16 protein-coding genes are annotated in these 18,842 nt (G+C 51.2%); 11 read left to right on the forward strand and 5 right to left on the reverse strand.

The window, feature by feature from the left end; all coding sequences use genetic code 11:
• The first annotated feature begins 14 nt into the window (after window positions 1-14).
• The 3 genes from BM412_RS03760 (at window position 15) to BM412_RS03770 (ending at window position 2,899) form a co-directional block, all read left to right on the forward strand.
• The gene (locus BM412_RS03760) at window positions 15-947 is read left to right on the forward strand and encodes an aldo/keto reductase (RefSeq protein ID WP_091214138.1); all 933 of its coding nucleotides are present in this window, start codon (window positions 15-17) and stop codon (window positions 945-947) included.
• Complete coding sequence (locus BM412_RS03765) at window positions 923-1,726, forward strand: alpha/beta hydrolase (protein WP_091214141.1); 804 nt, start codon at window positions 923-925, stop codon at window positions 1,724-1,726. Before BM412_RS03760 ends, BM412_RS03765 begins: the two co-directional genes overlap by 25 nt.
• A 174-nt stretch (window positions 1,727-1,900) precedes the next feature.
• Window positions 1,901-2,899: an aldose 1-epimerase gene (locus BM412_RS03770; protein ID WP_091220151.1), complete on the forward strand. Its 999-nt coding sequence runs from the start codon at window positions 1,901-1,903 to the stop codon at window positions 2,897-2,899.
• Between the two features lie 360 nt (window positions 2,900-3,259).
• Here the strand turns inward: BM412_RS03770 and BM412_RS03775 are convergent, their stop codons facing one another.
• Together BM412_RS03775 and BM412_RS03780 are read right to left on the reverse strand one after the other, a co-directional pair.
• On the reverse strand, window positions 3,260-3,802 hold the full coding sequence (locus BM412_RS03775) for a GNAT family N-acetyltransferase (RefSeq protein WP_091214142.1): 543 nt from the start codon (window positions 3,800-3,802) through the stop codon (window positions 3,260-3,262).
• Window positions 3,803-3,817: 15 nt separating this feature from the next.
• Complete coding sequence (locus tag BM412_RS03780) at window positions 3,818-4,678, reverse strand: AraC family transcriptional regulator (RefSeq protein ID WP_091214145.1); 861 nt, start codon at window positions 4,676-4,678, stop codon at window positions 3,818-3,820.
• Between the two features lie 187 nt (window positions 4,679-4,865).
• Between BM412_RS03780 and BM412_RS03785 the strand changes: the two genes are divergently transcribed.
• The 6 genes from BM412_RS03785 (at window position 4,866) to BM412_RS03810 (ending at window position 13,279) form a co-directional block, all read left to right on the forward strand.
• Window positions 4,866-5,759, forward strand: a complete 894-nt coding sequence (locus tag BM412_RS03785) for a sugar phosphate isomerase/epimerase family protein (RefSeq protein WP_091214148.1) — start codon at window positions 4,866-4,868, stop codon at window positions 5,757-5,759.
• A 17-nt stretch (window positions 5,760-5,776) separates the two neighbouring features.
• A complete protein-coding gene (locus BM412_RS03790) occupies window positions 5,777-6,790 on the forward strand; it encodes a Gfo/Idh/MocA family protein (protein ID WP_091214150.1) in 1,014 nt (337 codons plus the stop codon).
• Window positions 6,791-6,913: 123 nt separating this feature from the next.
• Window positions 6,914-8,338 (forward strand): spore germination protein, encoded by a 1,425-nt coding sequence (locus BM412_RS03795; RefSeq protein ID WP_091214152.1) that lies wholly within the window; start codon window positions 6,914-6,916, stop codon window positions 8,336-8,338.
• Between the two features lie 7 nt (window positions 8,339-8,345).
• Complete coding sequence (locus BM412_RS03800) at window positions 8,346-9,431, forward strand: GerAB/ArcD/ProY family transporter (RefSeq protein ID WP_091214154.1); 1,086 nt, start codon at window positions 8,346-8,348, stop codon at window positions 9,429-9,431.
• 8 nt (window positions 9,432-9,439) lie between these two features.
• Window positions 9,440-10,543: a Ger(x)C family spore germination protein gene (locus BM412_RS03805; protein WP_177245647.1), complete on the forward strand. Its 1,104-nt coding sequence runs from the start codon at window positions 9,440-9,442 to the stop codon at window positions 10,541-10,543.
• Window positions 10,544-10,753: 210 nt separating this feature from the next.
• Entirely contained in the window at window positions 10,754-13,279 is a 2,526-nt protein-coding gene (locus tag BM412_RS03810) for a discoidin domain-containing protein (protein ID WP_177245648.1), read from the forward strand.
• Window positions 13,280-13,342: 63 nt separating this feature from the next.
• Here BM412_RS03810 and fabV read toward each other — a convergent pair whose 3' ends face one another.
• Window positions 13,343-14,533: an enoyl-ACP reductase FabV gene (fabV, locus tag BM412_RS03815; protein ID WP_091214159.1), complete on the reverse strand. Its 1,191-nt coding sequence runs from the start codon at window positions 14,531-14,533 to the stop codon at window positions 13,343-13,345.
• Window positions 14,534-14,782: 249 nt separating this feature from the next.
• Here fabV and BM412_RS03820 point away from each other — a divergent pair, with 249 nt between their 5' ends.
• Window positions 14,783-15,568: a VOC family protein gene (locus tag BM412_RS03820; protein WP_091214161.1), complete on the forward strand. Its 786-nt coding sequence runs from the start codon at window positions 14,783-14,785 to the stop codon at window positions 15,566-15,568.
• A gap of 49 nt (window positions 15,569-15,617) precedes the next feature.
• On the opposite strand, the gene BM412_RS03825 is transcribed toward BM412_RS03820, so the two are convergent.
• Both BM412_RS03825 and BM412_RS03830 read right to left on the reverse strand, forming a co-directional pair.
• Complete coding sequence (locus BM412_RS03825; protein WP_091214163.1) at window positions 15,618-16,604, reverse strand: phytanoyl-CoA dioxygenase family protein; 987 nt, start codon at window positions 16,602-16,604, stop codon at window positions 15,618-15,620.
• 92 nt (window positions 16,605-16,696) lie between these two features.
• Window positions 16,697-17,596: an AraC family transcriptional regulator gene (locus BM412_RS03830; protein WP_091214165.1), complete on the reverse strand. Its 900-nt coding sequence runs from the start codon at window positions 17,594-17,596 to the stop codon at window positions 16,697-16,699.
• A gap of 193 nt (window positions 17,597-17,789) precedes the next feature.
• Between BM412_RS03830 and BM412_RS03835 the strand changes: the two genes are divergently transcribed.
• On the forward strand, window positions 17,790-18,491 hold the full coding sequence (locus tag BM412_RS03835) for a copper amine oxidase N-terminal domain-containing protein (protein WP_177245649.1): 702 nt from the start codon (window positions 17,790-17,792) through the stop codon (window positions 18,489-18,491).
• The last annotated feature ends 351 nt before the right edge of the window (window positions 18,492-18,842 follow it).

The following is an 18,842-nucleotide window of genomic DNA, read 5'->3' on the forward strand; positions in this document are numbered from 1 at the left end:
AGGTTTAACAAACGATGAAACAAATCAAACTACCCGGCGTTAAGCAGGGCATCTCTCAGCTTATCATGGGATCGGACTATTTTGCACCGGAAGTTTATGAATTGGTGTGTACAAATTTAGACGCGTTTACGGCAATCGGAGGAAACACCATCGATTCGGCTTTCATATATGCCGGCGGTAAAAGCGAGCAAGCAATCGGCATGTGGATGGAAGAGCGCAAAAACCGCGAATCCATTAATGTATGGACGAAAGGCGGTCACCCGAATCACCTGGGTCCGCAAGTGAATAAACAATCCATATACAACGAGCTGATGATCAGCCTGGAGCGTCTGCGCACGGACTACATCGACTTGTATGCTCTTCACCGCGATGATACGAATGTGCCGGTCGGCGAAATCGTTGAAATTCTCAATGAGCATATCGAAGCTGGCCGTATTCGTACGTTTGGCGGTTCCAACTGGACGACGGCTCGTCTGCAAGAGGCGAATGAATATGCAGCTGCGCACGGTCTGCGCGGCTTTGAATTCAGCAGCCCTAACTTGAGTCTGGCGAAAGCTCAAGAACCCTATTGGGCAGACTGCATTAGCGTCGATGAAGAGATTCTGGGCTGGCATGAGCGCACAGAGCTGCCGCTGTTGTCTTGGTCGGCGCAAGCACGAGGTTTCTTCACGGGCCGGTTTACGGCTGAAGATCGCACGGATGCTGATTTGGTGCGGGTGTTCTACAATGACGATAACTGGGAGCGTTATCGCCGTGCGGAGCAGCTGGGTAAAGAGAAAGGCTTCTCTACCATCCAGATCGCTCTTGCTTACGTGCTGAACCAATCCTTCCAAACGGCTGCCATTATCGGAGCACGGAATGAAGCGGAAATGAAATCCTGTTTGGAAGCGACGACGATTACACTGACGCCGGAGGAAGTTAAATGGCTGGATCTGCGGACACGCTAATTGAGCTATGGCCGGAAGGCGCACCGCTGGCGACTGGAACGACTGACGAGGATCGCCCCGCGCTTACGCCTTATTTGGTTGAAGGCAGCGAGAGTGTCGTGATCGTCTGTCCGGGCGGCGGGTACGGCATGCGTGCCGATCATGAAGGAGAGCCGATCGCGCTTTGGCTAAATGGGCTTGGCATATCGGCCTTCGTGCTCCGTTACCGGGTAGCGCCTTATCAATACCCGAGTGCGTTGTATGATGTACAGCGGGCCATTCGATATGTTCGGCTTCATGCGGAAGCGCTTGGCGTAAACGCCGGGAAGATCGGCATATTGGGATTCTCGGCCGGCGGACATCTGGTCTCTACGGCCGGCACTCACTATGATGCCGGCAATCCGGAAGCGGAAGATCCGATTGAACGGATGTCTTGCCGACCCGATCTGGCGATTCTATGCTATCCGGTGATTACGATGCAGTCTCCGGTTACACACGAGGGCTCCCGTCTGAATCTCCTGGGCGCGAATCCGCCCGCCGAGTTGGTTGAGCTGCTGAGCAACGAACTGCAGGTCACGCCGGACACGCCGCCAACATTCCTTTGGCATACGTCCGATGATGCTGCGGTTCCGGTCGAGAACAGCTTGTTGTTTGCGATGGCGCTGCGCCGTGCAGGAGTTCCGTTTGACCTTCATGTGTATGAGCAAGGCGCACATGGTATGGGACTTGCGGAAGCAGACCCGCATGTGGCCAACTGGACGACGGTATGCGGACTTTGGCTGAAGCGAAACGGTTATTAAGATAGGGAATGGAACAAGGCCTCTCTTGTGAAAGTGAGCTGTCCACATGAAATGTGGACGTTCCTTGCAAGGGAGGTTTTTTTGAAGAATACGGGTGATTATCCCCTATAGGCTATGTTAATCTAGTGAGGTAGTCTGAGCGATCCAAGAAGCTAAAGGAGAGTAGAAATGACGATGAGCGAGAATCGAGCTTTTGAAGGCACTTATCAGGGAGAAAAGGCAATTTGGTTGAAATATGACCGCTATGAGGCGGCAATTCTGCCCGAGGTCGGTGGAAATCTGATCGCTTTCCGCGATGTGGCAAGCGGTACTCAATATTTGCATGAACCGACATTGGATGAGATGGAATCGTTTAAGGCAAGACCATTTATTCACGGTATCCCGGTCTTATTTCCTCCGAACCGTTTCGAAGATGGCAAGTTTCCTTGGAACGGACGTACGTACCAATTCCCGGTTAATGAGCCTGCGACGGGCAACCATCTGCATGGCTTTGTACATAGCGAGACTTGGGCAGTTGAAGAATTCGGCACGACAGCCGGCGAAAGTTACGTTGTCGTTTCGCTAGTTGTGAACGAGCAAAGCGCCGTGTACACGTACCTGCCTCACAAATTTACAATCAAGCTGCGTTATGCAATCAGCGCCGACGGTTTGCACCAGCATGTCATGGTTCGCAATGAAGGCGACGATGTTATGCCATGTCTATTCGCGTTCCACACCTCGGTGAATGCTCCGTTCGTTCCGGGCGGTTCTGCGCAGGATTACCGCTTGAAGCTGACGATCGGCGAGCGCTGGGAAATGAGCGAGCGCATGCTTCCGACAGGCAACTATCAGCCGCTATCATCCAACGAAGAGCTGATGAAAGGCGACGGCGTGTATCCTTTCTTCGAATCGCTGGACAACCATTACACGGCAGTGGCACAGAATGGCCGCAACCGGATGGAACTGACCGATACGAAACATGGCATCACGCTCGTTTATGATGTCGGCACTTCGTACAAGCAGTGGATGATTTGGAATAACGGCGCTACAGAAGGTTTCTTCTGCCCAGAGCCGCAAATCAACCTCGTGAACGCGCCGCATGTGGACTTGCCTGCTGATGAAATCGGCTTGTACAGCCTTGCTCCGGGCGAGATCTGGGAAGAGACGGGACGCCTTTACGTGAAGAAAGCTTAAACGCAGCCTCTTTAATAGCATCCCCTCGGTTCGTCAGACCGGGGGGATGCTTTTTCGGGCAACTAAGGGCTTCTGGTATCGTTAGAACTACTGCAGTGCTTGTTCCCAATTCTACTAACTGAATGCTGGAAGTGGAAATGTTGCGAAATAAGCAGCATTATGCTCATTGGCAGCTCAGATTCTCGAAAATGCTGCTCGAAATGCAACAATTGGCGGGAAAATGCTTCAAAGTGGCAGTCGTAGGGGGAAATGCTGCATTCCATGCAACATTTCCCCTCAAGAGGACCGGAATGATCAAAAATGCTGCATAATAAGCAACATTTGATTTGAAGAGTGCGCAGACTGCAGATGCGGGCTTTTTTACTTGGAAGAATGACGAAGCATACTGTAGACATGCGTGTCATAAGACTTGCCGTCTTGCACGATGTAATCGCGCAGTATCCCTTCCTGCTGAAAGCCAAGCTTCGTTAATAAGGTTTGAGAAGCCTGATTTTCCCGAAAAACAACAGCACCGATTCTTGCCAGCTCAAGCTGTTCAAAGCCGTAGGCAACGATCCTTGAAACAGCCTCCGTCGCATAGCCTTTGTGCCAGTGATCCGGATGGAGCTCGTAGCCGATCTCGGCTCTCCGATGCTTGGGCATCCATGCATTGAATCCGATCGTGCCCATAATCCGGTTATCCGGGCTGTCTTTAAGCTGGATTCCCCACCGAATGCCGCGTTTCTCCTCATAATTCCGTGCGAAGAGTTCTACAAAAGCAGCTGCCTGCTCCAGCCGTTCAAGCGTTTCTTGCCCGTAATAACGCGTGACGTCCGCGTTTGAGAAACAAGCAAAGATGCCGGCCGCATCCTCGTAAGTCAACTCTCGTAATAGCAGTCTTTCGGTTTCTAATCTCGGAAACAGATAAGTCCCTCCTAATCATAGCTGCGACAGATGCCCCTTGCGAATCGCTGACGGCGTCAAATTGCGAACCTTTTTAAACACTCTACCAAAATAAGTCATGTTGGAGAAGCCCGCACGCTCGGCAATTTCGGCGACAGGATAATCGGTATCGAGCAGCATCCGCTCGGCTTCCTGCACGCGCAGCATATGGATGTATTCAATTAATGTCTTTCCGGTCACCTGCTTGAAGATTTTGCAGAAATGCGTCGGACTTAGATTCACCATACGTGCAGCATCGTTCACGCTGATCGATTCCTGGTAACGCTCGCGCAGCGTCTGGAGCAGATGGGAGAAATCATAGGGCTTCTGCGCGCGCGGCAGCGATAAGTCGGTGTGCTGCTGGGCATAGCGAAAGTAAAGCCCGAAGATTCGCAGCAGCTCCGCTTTCACGAGCAGCTCATACCCCGGCTGCTTCCCTTGGAATTCCTCGACCAGTCTCGCGAAGGAATGATTCATCTCATCGATGTAAGGGGCTGTCGCCTGCATCAAGCTTGGCCACTTCACCTGCTGCTGCAAGTAAGGCACAAAATAATGATGCTCCGTAATATCAAGCCCGCTTCCCCGCACCAATGCCTCGTTAAACACGATGCAAATAAGCTCAGTATCCGGCTCGAGGGTCACAACGCCATGAAGCTGCTTCGTATTAATAAAAGCCAATTCGCCCTTCTGTAGTGGCATAAACGACGCATCGACTTGCACACGGGCGCGTCCTTCTTTGACATACACCCACTCCATATGATCATGCCAATGTAAATGCACGTCCTTCACGATAAACACATTGATGGGAAAAGTGCGGTCGGGAATCCAGGTATTCTCTTTAAACGGACTTACGGTCATAGGGACAGCCTCCAGTCTATACGTACGATTTTACGTCATAAGCAGGTTGAATCTCAATTGGAATCGCTTTTATTGTCTAAATGATCGTAAGATTGTATGAATAGTTCGCAATTTTGTTTCTAGTTTCAACCTCTTACTTTCGGTACGATAGGAGCAGATACAGCATCTGGAATCGATCGGAAAGGTGATGGAACAAATCGTGAACAATATTCGAATTGGAACACTTGTTAACGGCAGCACCGCAGCATCGGTCATCCCGCAAATTATCCCACATGGTTTCGAATCATTTGGCTTAACGTTCTGGCAAACCACGCAAGGCACGGATTTAAAGGAGCTTGCGCTTCAAGTAAGAGAGCAGCTGGCAGAGCGCGATATTGCGATCTCGACTTTAGGCGTATTCGGCAATCCTCTCACCGGCGCAGGCGACAACTATGATACATTAGCCAGCTGGGAGCGGTTAATAGATGCTGCAGAAGCTTTTGGCACGGACCTTGTCACCGGATTTACGGGAAGAATGCCCGGCAGCATCGATGAGTCCATGACGAGATTCGGTGAAGTGTTCGGTGAGCTGAGCAAACGGGCGGAGTCGCGCGGCGTTCGGATTGCGTTCGAGAACTGCGATATGGGCGGTACATGGGGGCGTGGCGAATGGAATATTGCGCATAACCCGACGGCATGGGAAATGATGTTCAATACGGTGAAGGCAGACAACATCGGCCTGCAATGGGAGCCTTGCCATCAGATGGTGAGCCTGATCGATCCGATTCCGCAGCTTCGCAAATGGACATCCAAGATATTCAACGTTCATGGCAAAGATGCTACAATCGCATGGGATGTTGTGAAGGAATATGGCATTCACGGTCCGCGCGAATTTGTGTGGCACCGGACGCCGGGGTTTGGCGATTCCAACTGGACGGATATTATCTCCATTCTGCGTCAAGCCGGCTACAAAGGCAGCATCGATATCGAGGGCTGGCATGATCCGGTCTACAGGGATGAGCTCGAGATGACAGGTCAAGTGCACGGCCTCAACTATTTGAAACGCTGCCGCGGCGGCGACTTTGTTCCTAATCCGGTATAGAGGGAGTTCGATAAACGATGAAGCATCGCATTGTGGTAGCAGGTTGCGGCGGCATGTCCAATACATGGATCGATTACGCGATGGAACGGGAAAATGCTGAGATTGTCGGGTTCGTCGACATTTATGAAGAGAGTGCCAAAGCGCAGGCAGCTAAACGAGGCTTGCAAGTACCGACCTTTACGGATCTTGCAACAGCACTGGCTGAGACGGATGCGAATCTGGTTTTTGACGTTACCATTCCGGCCAGCCATAAGCAGATCGTGACAACTGCAATGCGCGCAGGTTGTAACGTATTAGGCGAGAAGCCGATGGCAGAATCGTATGCAGACGCGGAAGAGATTGTTGCCGTCAGCGTGGAAACAGGAAAGAGCTACGCCGTTATGCAAAATCGCCGCTATAACAAACACATTCGTTCTTTCCTGGATATCATCAAGTCAGGTGCGATTGGAACGGTTGGCTCGATTCATGCGGATTTCTTCCTTGGGCCGCATTTCGGCGGCTTCCGCGATTTGATGGATAACCCGCTGATCGTGGACATGGCCATTCACACCTTTGACCAAGCCCGCTTCCTAAGCGGTGCTGATCCGGTTTCGGTTTATTGCCATGAATATAACCCTCCGGGCTCCTGGTACAAAGGAAATGCATCTGCGGTTTGTATTTTTGAAATGAGCGATGGTTCCGTATTTACGTATAACGGTTCCTGGTGCGCAGATGGTCTAAACACTTCCTGGGAAGCGAACTGGCGGGTCACCGGCAGCGAAGGTGGCGCGCGCTGGGATGGAGCAACGATGCTATACGGCGAATGCATAGACCGTTCAAAGCCTGAGGGTTTCACTCGTGAAATGAAGCGGGTGGAGGGCAGTCAAGAATGGAGCGGGCGTGAAGGTCACTTCGGCTGCATGGATGAAATGTTCGCAGCGCTGGAGGAGAATCGCTCGGCAGAAACGAACTGCCACGATAATATTAAGAGTGTCGCGATGGTGTTCGGCGCAGTCGAGAGTGCACGATTGGGACAGAAGATTAAGCTGTAACATACAAAAGCCGGAAGGAAGAGAGAGAGTCTGCCAATGTGGCGGGCTCTCTTTTTTTTATTCGGTTAGAGTCCTCCCATTCGATACATAATAACGGAAAAACCATCCAGCGGAGGTATAACTATGACTTCAACTCAAAAGCATACTTTGCCAACGCTATCACATACCCTGCATGAGTTCGAGGACTGCAGTGATCTCATTCACCGCACGGTTCCTAACCTCGGGGTTGATCTTGTTTTTATCGGCAACCTGATAGCAGGGGATAAGCTGTACAGAGATTTGATCAATTTGATCGAAACTGCGGATCAAGAGCAGATGCAGCAGTTCGTAAAGCACTCGAAATTTGTTCCGATGACGGACAGCAAAGAACTCATTGTCAGCATTTTATCCGGGCGAGCAGCTATATTCTATGAAGGCAACGCTTATGTCGTCGATGTTTCCGGCAACGAGGGGCGTTCGGTTTCCCAATCGGAACAGGAAACAACGATTACAGGGCCGCATGATGCGTTCACAGAGGACGCCGGTGTCAGTCTGGGTCTGCTTCGCAAGCGGATCAGAAGCTCCCATCTTAAAGTAATCAAGCTCTCCGTAGGAGAAGTTACGAAAGCTGATGTTTATGTGCTCTATATCAAAGACTTAGCCGATATGTCGTATATTAACGAACTGAAAAAACGAATCCAGGACATTGAAATCGATGCCGTGCTGGATACAAACATGCTCATTCAGCTTATTGACGACAGTCCTTACGCTCTATTTCCGCAAATATTGACCTCTGAACGTCCGGACGCTATCGCTTCCAAACTGGTAGCCGGACGCGTGGTCGGTTTGATGGACGGAAGTCCGACGGCATTCAGCATACCCGCTTCATTCGTTGAATTCTTCTCCTCATCTGACGATTATTACATGCGCTGGATGCTCGGCTCGGCCACGCGAATTTTAAGGTTCATTGCCCTCTTCATCACGATGATCTTCACAGCGCTCTACGTGTCGGTCACAACCTATCATTACGAAATGATACCTCAAAACCTCATTTTGACTCTGGCGGAATCCCGCAGCAGAGTGCCTTTCCCTCCCGTGTACGAGGCGTTGCTGATGGAGCTTACGATCGAGCTGCTCCGTGAAGCCGGCGCCAGATTGCCGACGAAAATCGGGCAAACCATCGGTATCGTCGGCGGTATCGTTATCGGACAAGCCGGTGTGCAGGCAGGTTTAACCAGTAATATTCTCATTATTGCAGTTGCATCCTCAACCATTGCTTCATTCGTTATCCCGAACTATACCATGAGCGCTTCGATACGTCTCATCCGATTCGGTCTGATCTTGTTGGCCGGATTCTGGGGGAACCTCGGACTGGCAATGGGTCTGGCTGCTGTCATTATTCACCTGAGCGGTATGACCAGCTTCGGGTCTTCTTACTTGACTCCAATCGCACCTAATCAGCCCATGGAGTGGCGTGATGTGCTATTCCGCGCTCCATTCAACAAACTGAACTACCGTCCTTCTCAGACGCGCACGAAGAATAAGATAAGAAACAAGATGAAGAGGTGAGCCGCCTATGAATGGGTCAGAGAAGCTGTCTGCATTTCATATGTCCATACTTGTCTTCATGACGCAGTTTGGCGTCGTTATCTTCATGCTTCCGCAGATGCTGAGCAAAACCTTCGGAACGAATGGGTGGATTGTACTGCCCGGCTATGGGCTGATTGTCATCATCAATTTGCTGCTGATCGGGGCTGTTTATAAGCTCGGCAAGGGGAAGTCGATCTTCGATATTTTGGAACATGCGATTCCCAGAATGCTGTTGATGCCGCTTTATTTGTTTCTTGTCGGCGTGTGGGCTATGTTGGGTTGTTTGGTTGGCAAGGAATACGTGCTTATTTTTCAAATGCTGGCATTTCCTACGACTAATCCGATGGTGTTCAAGTTAGTCATGGATGTGCTGATATTCTGGCTAATGATCAAGGGACTGTACAATATTTCAAAAGCCGCCACAATGTTCTTCTGGTTCTCGGTGTGGATGCTGCTGCTGGTATTTTTCTTCTATGGCGACTTCAGCTTTTCGAGATTAACGCCGTTCTTTCTTAAAGGCGGAACAGGCTCTTTGTCAGACTTTGTCGGCATATATTCGGCCTATCTCGGCTATGAGCTAGTATTGCTTACTTTTACTTCGACCGATGCCAAGACTAAATTTCTTCGCTCAAGCATCATAGGCAGTCTGCTGACAACGGTATTCTATACCTATATTTGCTTTGTCGCATTCGGCTTCTTAAGCCCGAAACAATTGAACCGCATGCTGTATCCACTGCTGGACCTCATGGCGTATATAAAATTCCCGTTCGTCGAGCGGCTGGAGAGTTTATTCTACGGGTTCTTCCTATTCACGACGGTGCTTACAGTCGTCATGTATTTATGGTCGGCAAAGGAGACAGGGCGCAGAATATTTCCGAAAATGAAAGAAAATGTGCTTGCCGGCGTAATTGTACTGCTGACCTATATTGTCGCCTACATTCCCGATACGTTAAGCGATGTGCAGACATGGCTCAAAATGTTCAGTACCGTGGAGTGCGTCATTGCCTTTACCTTACCGCTGCTGCTCATCATTGTGTTGGTACTCGCGCGGAAGAAAGTGGCGTCCGCATGAAGCTGAACATGAGAAAAATAATGCTGCTGCTGGTTGCGCTGACTGTTGCAATGCCCTTAACGGGCTGCGGCGATCAGCGGATTCTCGAGAAGCTCGGTTTCTCCCAAACGAGCAGCTATGATTTGTTGGATAACAATAGGCTTGAGATTGCCGTTTCCATGCCGAAGGCGGATCCGCAGGCACGCACGCAGCGCGAGGTGCTGAGTGCGATCGCAGCGAGCGGGAAGGAGGCCAGAACTAAGCTTGCGAAACTGACCAATCTGCTGCTGGTCAGCGGTCAGCTGCGTAATGCGTTATTTAGTATGACACTTGCAAAAAGCGGAATGATCAAGCATTTGGACACTTTTCTACGTGATCCTTCTATTTCTCCGCGGCTCAAACTATCCATCGTGAACGGGAATGCCAAACAGATGCTGCAGAAGGATTATAAGCAGCATCCCATTACCGGTAAATACATCGATGGCATTCTGGATAAGGAAGCGATGGGAAGGACGATTCCCTTAACGTCGCTCTACTCCTTTACACGAGATCTATATGATGACGGAATTGATCCCGTTATGCCTGTTCTCAGAGATTCCGGTGAGCATATTAATATCGACGGAGTGGGCTTGTTTCGAGATGATCGATACATAACCATGATTCCTGCTAAAGAAGGGCTCATCTTTGCATTTCTAAGAGGTTCCTTCAAACAAGGAGAGGTCAGCGTCCAATTGAATGGCAAGCAGAGTACGGGCGATACCATTATGTTCAGCTCTCTCATAAGCCGCCGGAAAGTGAAGATTGGCCGTGATTCAACCGGGGCTCCTTCGGTTCACATTCATATTAAGCTCAAAGGATCGGTTCTTGAATATACCGGTAAGCTCTCGCTCGCTGAACCTAGTGACCGGAAACGAATTGAGCAGCAGGTTGCGAAGAAGCTGACCGAGCGGGGGCAGAATTTGATTGCGTATATGCAGAAGAACCGTGTTGACAGCCTTGGAATGGGCATTCCGATACGTAACCATATGAGTTATGCCGCTTGGAAGAAGCTGAACTGGCCGGAATCTTATCCTTCAGTAAAAGCAACGTGCAGCTTCACTGTGATCATAAATAATACCGGGAAGGCAGAGTAAATAGAAGAAGCCGAATCAAGCAAACAAATAGAAAAATGCAGCAATGTTCCGGCGGCCGACGATTTTCTATACTGAGCATAGGAGGGGAGTGCCTGCGATGGAGATACGAAAGCAGGCTGGTCGGCATGCAGGAAAGGAGGGAAGCGGCGTCCGCAAGTGAGCGGCTGGAAACCGAAGTATTAACATATGATCCGAGAGGGAGTGTATGATATGTTAACCGGTTTACGCGTAGGTTTGAGAAAGCGGCGGTTCAGCTCGATACTGCTGGCCTTCGCCATCATGATGGGGGCACTTGTCATTCCGCAGCAAGCATTCGCAGCAGATTACACGGTGCAGAAATGGCAGACGGTCGAGATTTCATTAACCAGCTCCAAGACGTACACAAACCCGTTTCAAGATGTGGATGTGACCGCGACCTTCAGCGGGCCCGGCGGAGTTACGATTACCCGTCCGGCTTTCTGGAACGGCGGAGCCGTTTGGAAGGTTCGGTTTGCCCCGACGGCGACCGGTGCATGGACGATGACGACAGCCGCAAACGATACGACGGACACCGGATTGCACAATGTAACGAAAACGATTCAAGCCGATGCCTATTCCGGAAGCCAGGCGATCTATCAGAAGGGTTTCCTGAAGGTAAGCAGCAATGGCCGTTATCTCACGTACAATGACGGCACACCGTTCTTTTACTTAGGCGATACGCATTGGATTTTGCCGCATGAACGGTTCTCGACCTCGAATAAGGCAGGAGTGGCCTCACAGTTCAAATATGTGGTGGATAAACGCGTAGGCCAAGGCTTCACGGTCTATCAATCCGAGCCGATTTGGCAGCCGCATGGCGGAGGCACGCATACCGGAGCGGATGAAGAAGCGGTAGCGAACCTGAGCGATGGCTTCTCGAGCGCCGACTTGCCCGGTTTTGATAACCTGGATCGGAAATTCAAGTATATTGCCGATCAAGGTCTTGTCCATGCCAACGCGCAAGTATCTTGGGCACTTGATCCGGCTAGTTATAGCGGCGTGTATACGGATGCCTACATGGCGCGGGTGGCTAAATATTGGGTTGCGAGGTATGGCTCATATCCGGTGATCTGGACGATTGCCCAGGAGATCGACCGCAACATGTACAACAACTACAACACGACGACGATGAGCAAATGGTATGCCGTCGGTCAGAGCATTTCCGACAATGATGCGTATAACCAGCCGCTCATGCCGCATATGGAGAACACCGGCACATCGGTCGCATCGAATTCCACTTGGGCGAGCAAGGCTTATCATGATGGCTGGGCGGTTCAGTGGCAAGGGGATATGACCGGCATGAGCACGGCGAAGGACTTCTGGAACTTTACGACAGCCAAACCTTCGGTCATGTATGAAAGCGCATACGACGGCTTCTGGACGGATTCCCGCGGTGCTTTGGGTGCCGCGTATAAGTCATTCCAGTACGGGATTTACGGGTACGGGTATGGAGCTTCGGGCACGTGGAACGATGTGTATTCCGTGTCAGGCGCCGCAGAAGATTTCGGCACCGGTTACGAGCTTCCGGCGAGGTACACCTGGTGGTATGATGGGGCGAACTATGTCACAGGGGACCAATTGACGTATTTCAAAAACTACTATACGTCGCTGGAGTGGTGGAAGCTCGTTCCTCGATTCGATGATGCAAGCTGGGGCGCATTCAACGATACTTCGAGGTCGCTGCTTTCCTCCGACGGAAATTCGGTGTATTCGGTATTCTTCTTTAACGGTACAACCAGCACCGGTACATTAAAGCAGATGGATAATGCGTTCTTGTACAATGCTCGTTGGTTCAATCCGAGAACCGGCGGCTACACCACGATTAGCAGCAGTGCGCAAGCTTCATCCGGACAGTGGAACATACCGGCCAAGCCGGATTCGAACGACTGGGTGCTGCTTGTTCAGAAGACTTCGACGCCGGCGCCTAACTTAACGAATCTGGCCCTCGGCAAAACTTACTCCAGCTCCTCCTCGTGGGATGCGAATCAGCAAGCGCCTAAAGCATTCGACGGCACAACGGCGACGAACTGGCAGGCTTGCAATACCTGCTGGAACGGCCAGTGGCTGGAAGTGAATTTCGGTGCGAACACCACCTTCAACAAAGTGGTGCTCACCGAGTATGACAGCCGGACAACAGGGTACCGGATCGAATATTGGAACGGCTCCACGTGGCAGACGGCCTATACCGGTACGAGTATCGGTGCAAGCTTCGTGCCGAAGACGATTACGTTTAGTGCAGTAACCGGCAGCAAAGCGAGAATTTATTTCACTTCAGGGACGGCGAATGCTCCGATTATTTATGAATTTGAAATTTATTACGATGTTCCGAACCTGGCACTCGGCAAGACGTATTCGAGTTCCTCTTCGTGGGATGCCAACCAACAAGCGCCTAAAGCCTTCGACGGCACGACTGCGACCAACTGGCAAGCCTGCAGCGGCTGCTGGAGCGGCCAGTGGCTGGAGGTCAACTTCGGCGCGAATACCACCTTCAATAAGGTAGTGCTCACCGAGTATGACAGCCGAACGACGGGATACCGCATCGAGTATTGGAACGGCTCCTCGTGGGTGACGGCTTACACGGGAACATCCATCGGAGCAAGCGGTGTGCCGAAGGTCATTACGTTCAGTGCGGTAACGGGCAGTAAAGCCCGCATCTATTACACCTCGGGAACCAGCTATGCACCTATTATTTATGAGTTTGAAGTTTACAATCAGTAAGTAAATGCGGAAAAGGCCGGGCACCTCGCTAGCAGCGGGATGCCCGGCCTTACTATTCTTGGATTAAAGGATGTTAGGTGCATCCACGTTCGGATCGGTATCTGCTTCATAATCGACGCCTTCGGTTTCGAAACCGAAGAGCTGGAAGAACTCTTTGCGGTAGCCTTCGAGATCCGAAAGCTGCTCAATGTTTTCCGTCGTAATGGCTTCCCAGATCTTCGCCACTTCTTCTTGAACATCCTCGCGAAGCTCCCAATCGTCAATGCGAATGCGGCCTTCCGCGTCTACCGGTACCTCGCCGCCCGCATATAGGCGTTCGGTGAACAAACGGTAGGTTTGCTCGATACAGCCTTCGTGCAGCCCTTTCTCCTTCATCACTTTATATAGAGCAGAGATGTAGAGCGGTACAACAGGGATCGCGGAGCTGGACTGCGTGACAAGCGCTTTGCTGACTGTAACGAAGGCACGTCCGCCGATTGAGCTCAGCTGCTCACTGAGCTTCTTCGCTGTGGCTTCCAAATGATCTTTGGCTTGGCCGATGCTGCCTTCACGGTAGATCGCTTGCGTAATCTGCGATCCGATATAGGAATAGGAGATGGTTGTTGCTCCTTCGGCAAGTACGCCGCCTTGCTGCAAGGCGTCCATCCACATTTGCCAGTCGTCGCCGCCCATTACCGTTACCGTATCTTGAATTTCCTGCTCCGTCGCAGGCTCGATCGAAATCGATGTCACTTCGCCGCTGTGGAAGTTGACGGTTTTGTTCGTGTAAGTAGCGCCGATCGGCTTCAACACGGAGTTTGCCGTTTCGCCTGTCTTCGGATCCGTTCTGCGCGCGGAAGCGACGCTGTATACGACCAGATCGACTTGACCCAGCTCCTGCTTGATCAGGTCAACCGCTTTCTGCTTCGTCTCATCCGTGAAAGCATCGCCTGTCACGCTGAACGATTTCAGGCCTGCCTGCTGAGCAGCCTGTTCGAATGCAGCGGAATTGTACCAGCCTGCCGATGCCGTGCGGTTTGCTTTGCTTTCGCTTTGGCGGTAGACGCCGACGGTATTGGCACCGGCACCGAATGCCGCTACGATACGAGCTGCAAGGCCATAACCCGCGGACGCGCCGATGACGAGTACATTGCGAGGCCCGTTGATGGCTGCGCGTTCTTTGACATAATCAATCTGTTCCTGCACTTGAAGGGCACAGCCCGTTGGGTGAGCGGTCGTGCAGATAAACCCGCGTGTTCTTGGTTTGATAATCATGTGTGTCTGTTCAATTCCTCTCATACATTGTCTCGCATAATTAATAGGGGCAAGGCAATACTCAATGTTCTGATAGTACCTTTATTGAAGCAAATCCGCAACATTTGAAGCGATTTACGTCGATTTCATATAGAATGGAAACATTTTCCTTTGTTATAATGGAACTAACGTTAAGTTGCCGGGGCAAGACGCTGAACGGGCTGGGACAAAGGGCGTAACCTAACGATCGTATATGGGGAGTGGATTCAGATGGTTAACGTTATCAGTCCGATTCAACATGTCGTGGGAAGCGTGTTTGTCCATGTTTCGGACCTCCGCCGATCCGCCGCGTGGTACAGCATGGTGATGGGGCTGCCTGTATTGGAGGAGCGTCTAAACGGAGGCAATGTTTACTGGTTGGCCTTACAAGGAGGGACAGGCCTCATACTGGATGATAACAAGAGCAACACGCCTGCTGATATACCGCATGTCAAATTCATGTATAAAACCGAAGATATAGAAGCAGCTCGCCGATTTCTGGAGGAGAGAGGAATAAGCGACATAAGCGAAATCGACCGCCCGCATCCGGGACTTTCGTTCTTCCGGTTCGAGGATCCGGATCGCAATTCGGTCATGGTTACGCAATCGGATTACGAGTCGGAGGTCGTGGAACGCGAAGCAGGCACGGAGAGTCCGATCTTGAATCAGATCGGCAGTGTTTTTCTGAATGTTACGGATATGAAGCGGGCCGTGAGGTTTCATAGCGAGGCGCTGGGTTTGGCATACAGCTTAGAAGAGATTGGATCGGATGACTCCATCTATAGCCTGCAGATGAGGAGCGGCAGCGATATTCTAATCGATAACAACCGTTATCGGCATGGCGATACCTATGAGACGTTATTTATGTTGGTATCGAATGATATTGAGGGGGCACGCGCTTATTTGGTCTCACGAGGCGTGCCTGTGTTCACCGAAATTGAACGGTATGGCGATCGTCTGGCTTTCTTCACGGTGAAGGATCCTGATGATAACGTCATTATGATCTGTTCGGGGTAAAAAGAACGGCTTCTCTTCACATGAACTGTGAGGAGAAGCCGTTCTTGGTTTATTTCTTCTGGCCAACCGGCATCATCATGCCGTTGTCCATGCCCATCATGCTGACGCTGCCGTCCGTGTCAACGCCTTCGTACAGGTACACCTCAGTGCCGAAAACCGGCTCGGCATAAGGAAGATGAGTGCGGCCGCGGGCGAGTATTTGGCGGTAGTTGCCGGAATCGCCCTCGTAGCCGTCATGATCCCACGGTATCCAGGAGCGGGCATTGCAATAATGACAGACGTAAGAGCGGCGGAAGCGGTCCGTTGTCTTGTTCGGATAAGAGCGATGGAACAGATGCGAATGAAAGAACAAAACGTCGCCCGGCTGCATCGGTACCGAGATCGGAGGCGGGTACTTGGCTACCACCTTCGATAACGTATTGACTTCATCGTCGAGGTGGCTTACATTCTGCACGCCGTTCAAATTCGAGAAGGCATCCAGGGCATGCACGTTGCCGCCGCCGATTTCGGCAGGCGGATAGATCGGTTCATGATTAGAGCCGGGTGCCACCCAGAGGCAGCCGTTCTCCTCGTCGACTTCTTCGAGTGCGATCCATGCGCCGATGAGGGTGTCCGGATGCGTCTTGATATAACAAGCGTCCTGGTGCCAGCCTTGGCCGCCGCGGCCGGGTGGATTCAGGAACATCATGGATTGTACGGCATACACATCCGGCCCGATGAGCGCCTCGGTCACATCCAGGATGCGCGGGTTCAGTAAGCCGCGTTCTGCGGAAGGTTCGATGCGAGAGAGCATGTGCACGCGTGTCGCATCTAGGAATTCTTCGTCCAGCGGATTATGGCTGTGGGATTCACGAGCCGAGTTCTTGCTTTTCGTTCTTGTTTTCTCGGCAAGCTCGAAGAGCTCGGCGATGTCTTCTTTTGACACCAAGCCTCTTACGATGAGGTAACCGTTGCGATGATAATGCGCATATTCCTCCACACTGACCAAATAACGGTCAACCCGTTCACGGGACTTAGGCGTATAGTAAGTTGCCATCGATTCTATTCCTCCAGTAACGAGATGATATGCTTTTATTGTGCAATATTAAGAGAGCGGTTTCAATGGAAGGAAAACGATTTTCGATGTGTTTATTTGATATCCGGATTGACAACAATATGCCGATTGACGAAAGTGCGGTCCGGATCGGCGCCAATTGCCGTATGGCGAAAAATCGGACCTTTGCAGCGCTCTATATATTCGGTAGCGGTAATGCCGCGGATGCGTTTGTACATTTTAGAGAAATGATGCTCATCGCCGAATCCGGCCAGGTAGGAAATCTGCTTGACCGTACCCGCTCCTTTCATCATCAGCTCTTCCGCGCGATGCAGCCTGCGTTCGAGCAGCATTCGTTTAGGCGACATGCCGACTGCTTCGACGAACATCCGCGTAAAATGCGCATGGGACCAGCCGGACTGATGAGCAATATGTTCGATCGTGATCGGCTCTGTGAGATGTTCTTCCATGTAGGCGATGCTGTTGGCGATTTGCACAGGGTAGCTGCTCATTGCGAATTCCGGCGTTTTATCGGCGTAAGCTGCCAATTCTTCGATAGCCGTCGTTAACAGGGAGGAGAGCCTGCGCCGCCAGTGGTGGGATTGATGATTGGCGACCACTACGATTTGATGCATAATGGCTCCGATCAAGCTGCCGGGTGCGGCCGGAACCACATGAATGGTGCTGAGCAGCGCGCTGAATCGAGGATCCTTCTCTCGCAGGAGGTCGTAGTCGAAGTGGACGAATAGATGCCGGACATTGCGGTCGCGGTCAAACAAATACCGGTGCACGGTATCCGGTTGCGTGAACACGAAACAAGGTGCGCTTAGCCGATGCTGGATCCCTTGGATGTCGTACAGCGTACCTGATCCTTCGGGAAAATAGACCAGCTCATAGTCGATAATGGTGCGTGGTCCAACATGGTGACCGCCTGCTTGCACGATAATATCGCCAATACTGTTGACGATTGGGGAACCGCTTTGATTAGGCAGCATCCGGCGGACTTCCTTTCTGCGGTGGTTTCGAATAGGGCGTAGGGGATACGATGTCCTTTGGGTATATTATTGCTGAGGTGCAGCACTTGGTGCAATAGATTTGCTGCGAAAGGGCTGGGTTCGCAACTGTTTGGTACTTAGAAGCGTCCATAGTAGAAAGGTTAGATTATATGGGATGCGAGGAGTTGTCAGGATGAAGAAGAAATGGATTGCGATATTGTGCGTCGTTTGTTCGCTTGCAACCGGGACGGCTGTATACGCCGCCGGTCAATTGTCGCTGAAGATAAATGGGGTAACCGTCAAAGATAGCGGAGCCTACTTGCGCGATGATCGCGTATATGTGCCGCTTCGTATTGTTTCGGAACAGTTAGGCGGAGAAGTGGCATGGAATTCGGCGAAGAAGGAAGTCAGCATCGCAGGCGCAGGAAGCGGTGCGGTTGATATATGGAAGGATGATTCCTTCCCCGGCTATATCCAGTACAACAGCGTCATTAACGTAGTGAACCGCTACATGGCCGCGCTTCAAGGGGCTTTCTCCAGCTCGTATGATGCGGATGAAGATTTCAAACTCGTGCTCTCCGCGCAGGCGATTCAGGATGATGTGCGGGTATGGCATCCGTTCTCCGGAATGGTAGGCTCATCGATGCGGAGCATTTCGAGCTATAAGATAATCGACGGCAGGACGGTAGGCAAGGATGCCGCGAACCGGCCGATCTATGAAGTCGCCGTGCGCTACAATGTCATCAACCCCGGGGATGATAGTACGTACAAGCAAGTAACGAAGGCATATACCGTCATCACGGAAGTGATAAACAACCAGCTGTTTTACAAAATCGATCAGGAACGCCTCCTCAGCACCGTTAAGCTGAATCAGGAGCCGAGTCCGTTTAAGTGACGCGGCTAAGTCCATTTATGTGATGAGTTGGCAGCGAGAGCGGATTGTCTGCTCTCGCTTTTTTTGCGTTTGCGCTTGAAAGCAGTAATTAGAGGCGCCGTAATCATCTGTGGTATTAGGAAGGTAGAAGGTAACCCTTCTTAAGTTTTGTGAGATTGGTGCATCGAAGAGAGGTAATGGTTACCGCTCTTTAGTCGAAAATGCCTCATTAAGCTGAATGTAGGGAATATGTTACCGCTCTTTAAGCTGGAATGATCTGATTTTTTCGAAGTGAGGTAACTGGTACCTTATTGATGTTCCGGAATGGCGATCTTCTGCAGATGTGTTGCTATGAGAGCAACACTGTGGTTT

The organism is Paenibacillus sp. BC26, assembly GCF_900116125.1.
Lineage (GTDB): Bacteria > Bacillota > Bacilli > Paenibacillales > Paenibacillaceae > Paenibacillus_Z > Paenibacillus_Z lignilyticus.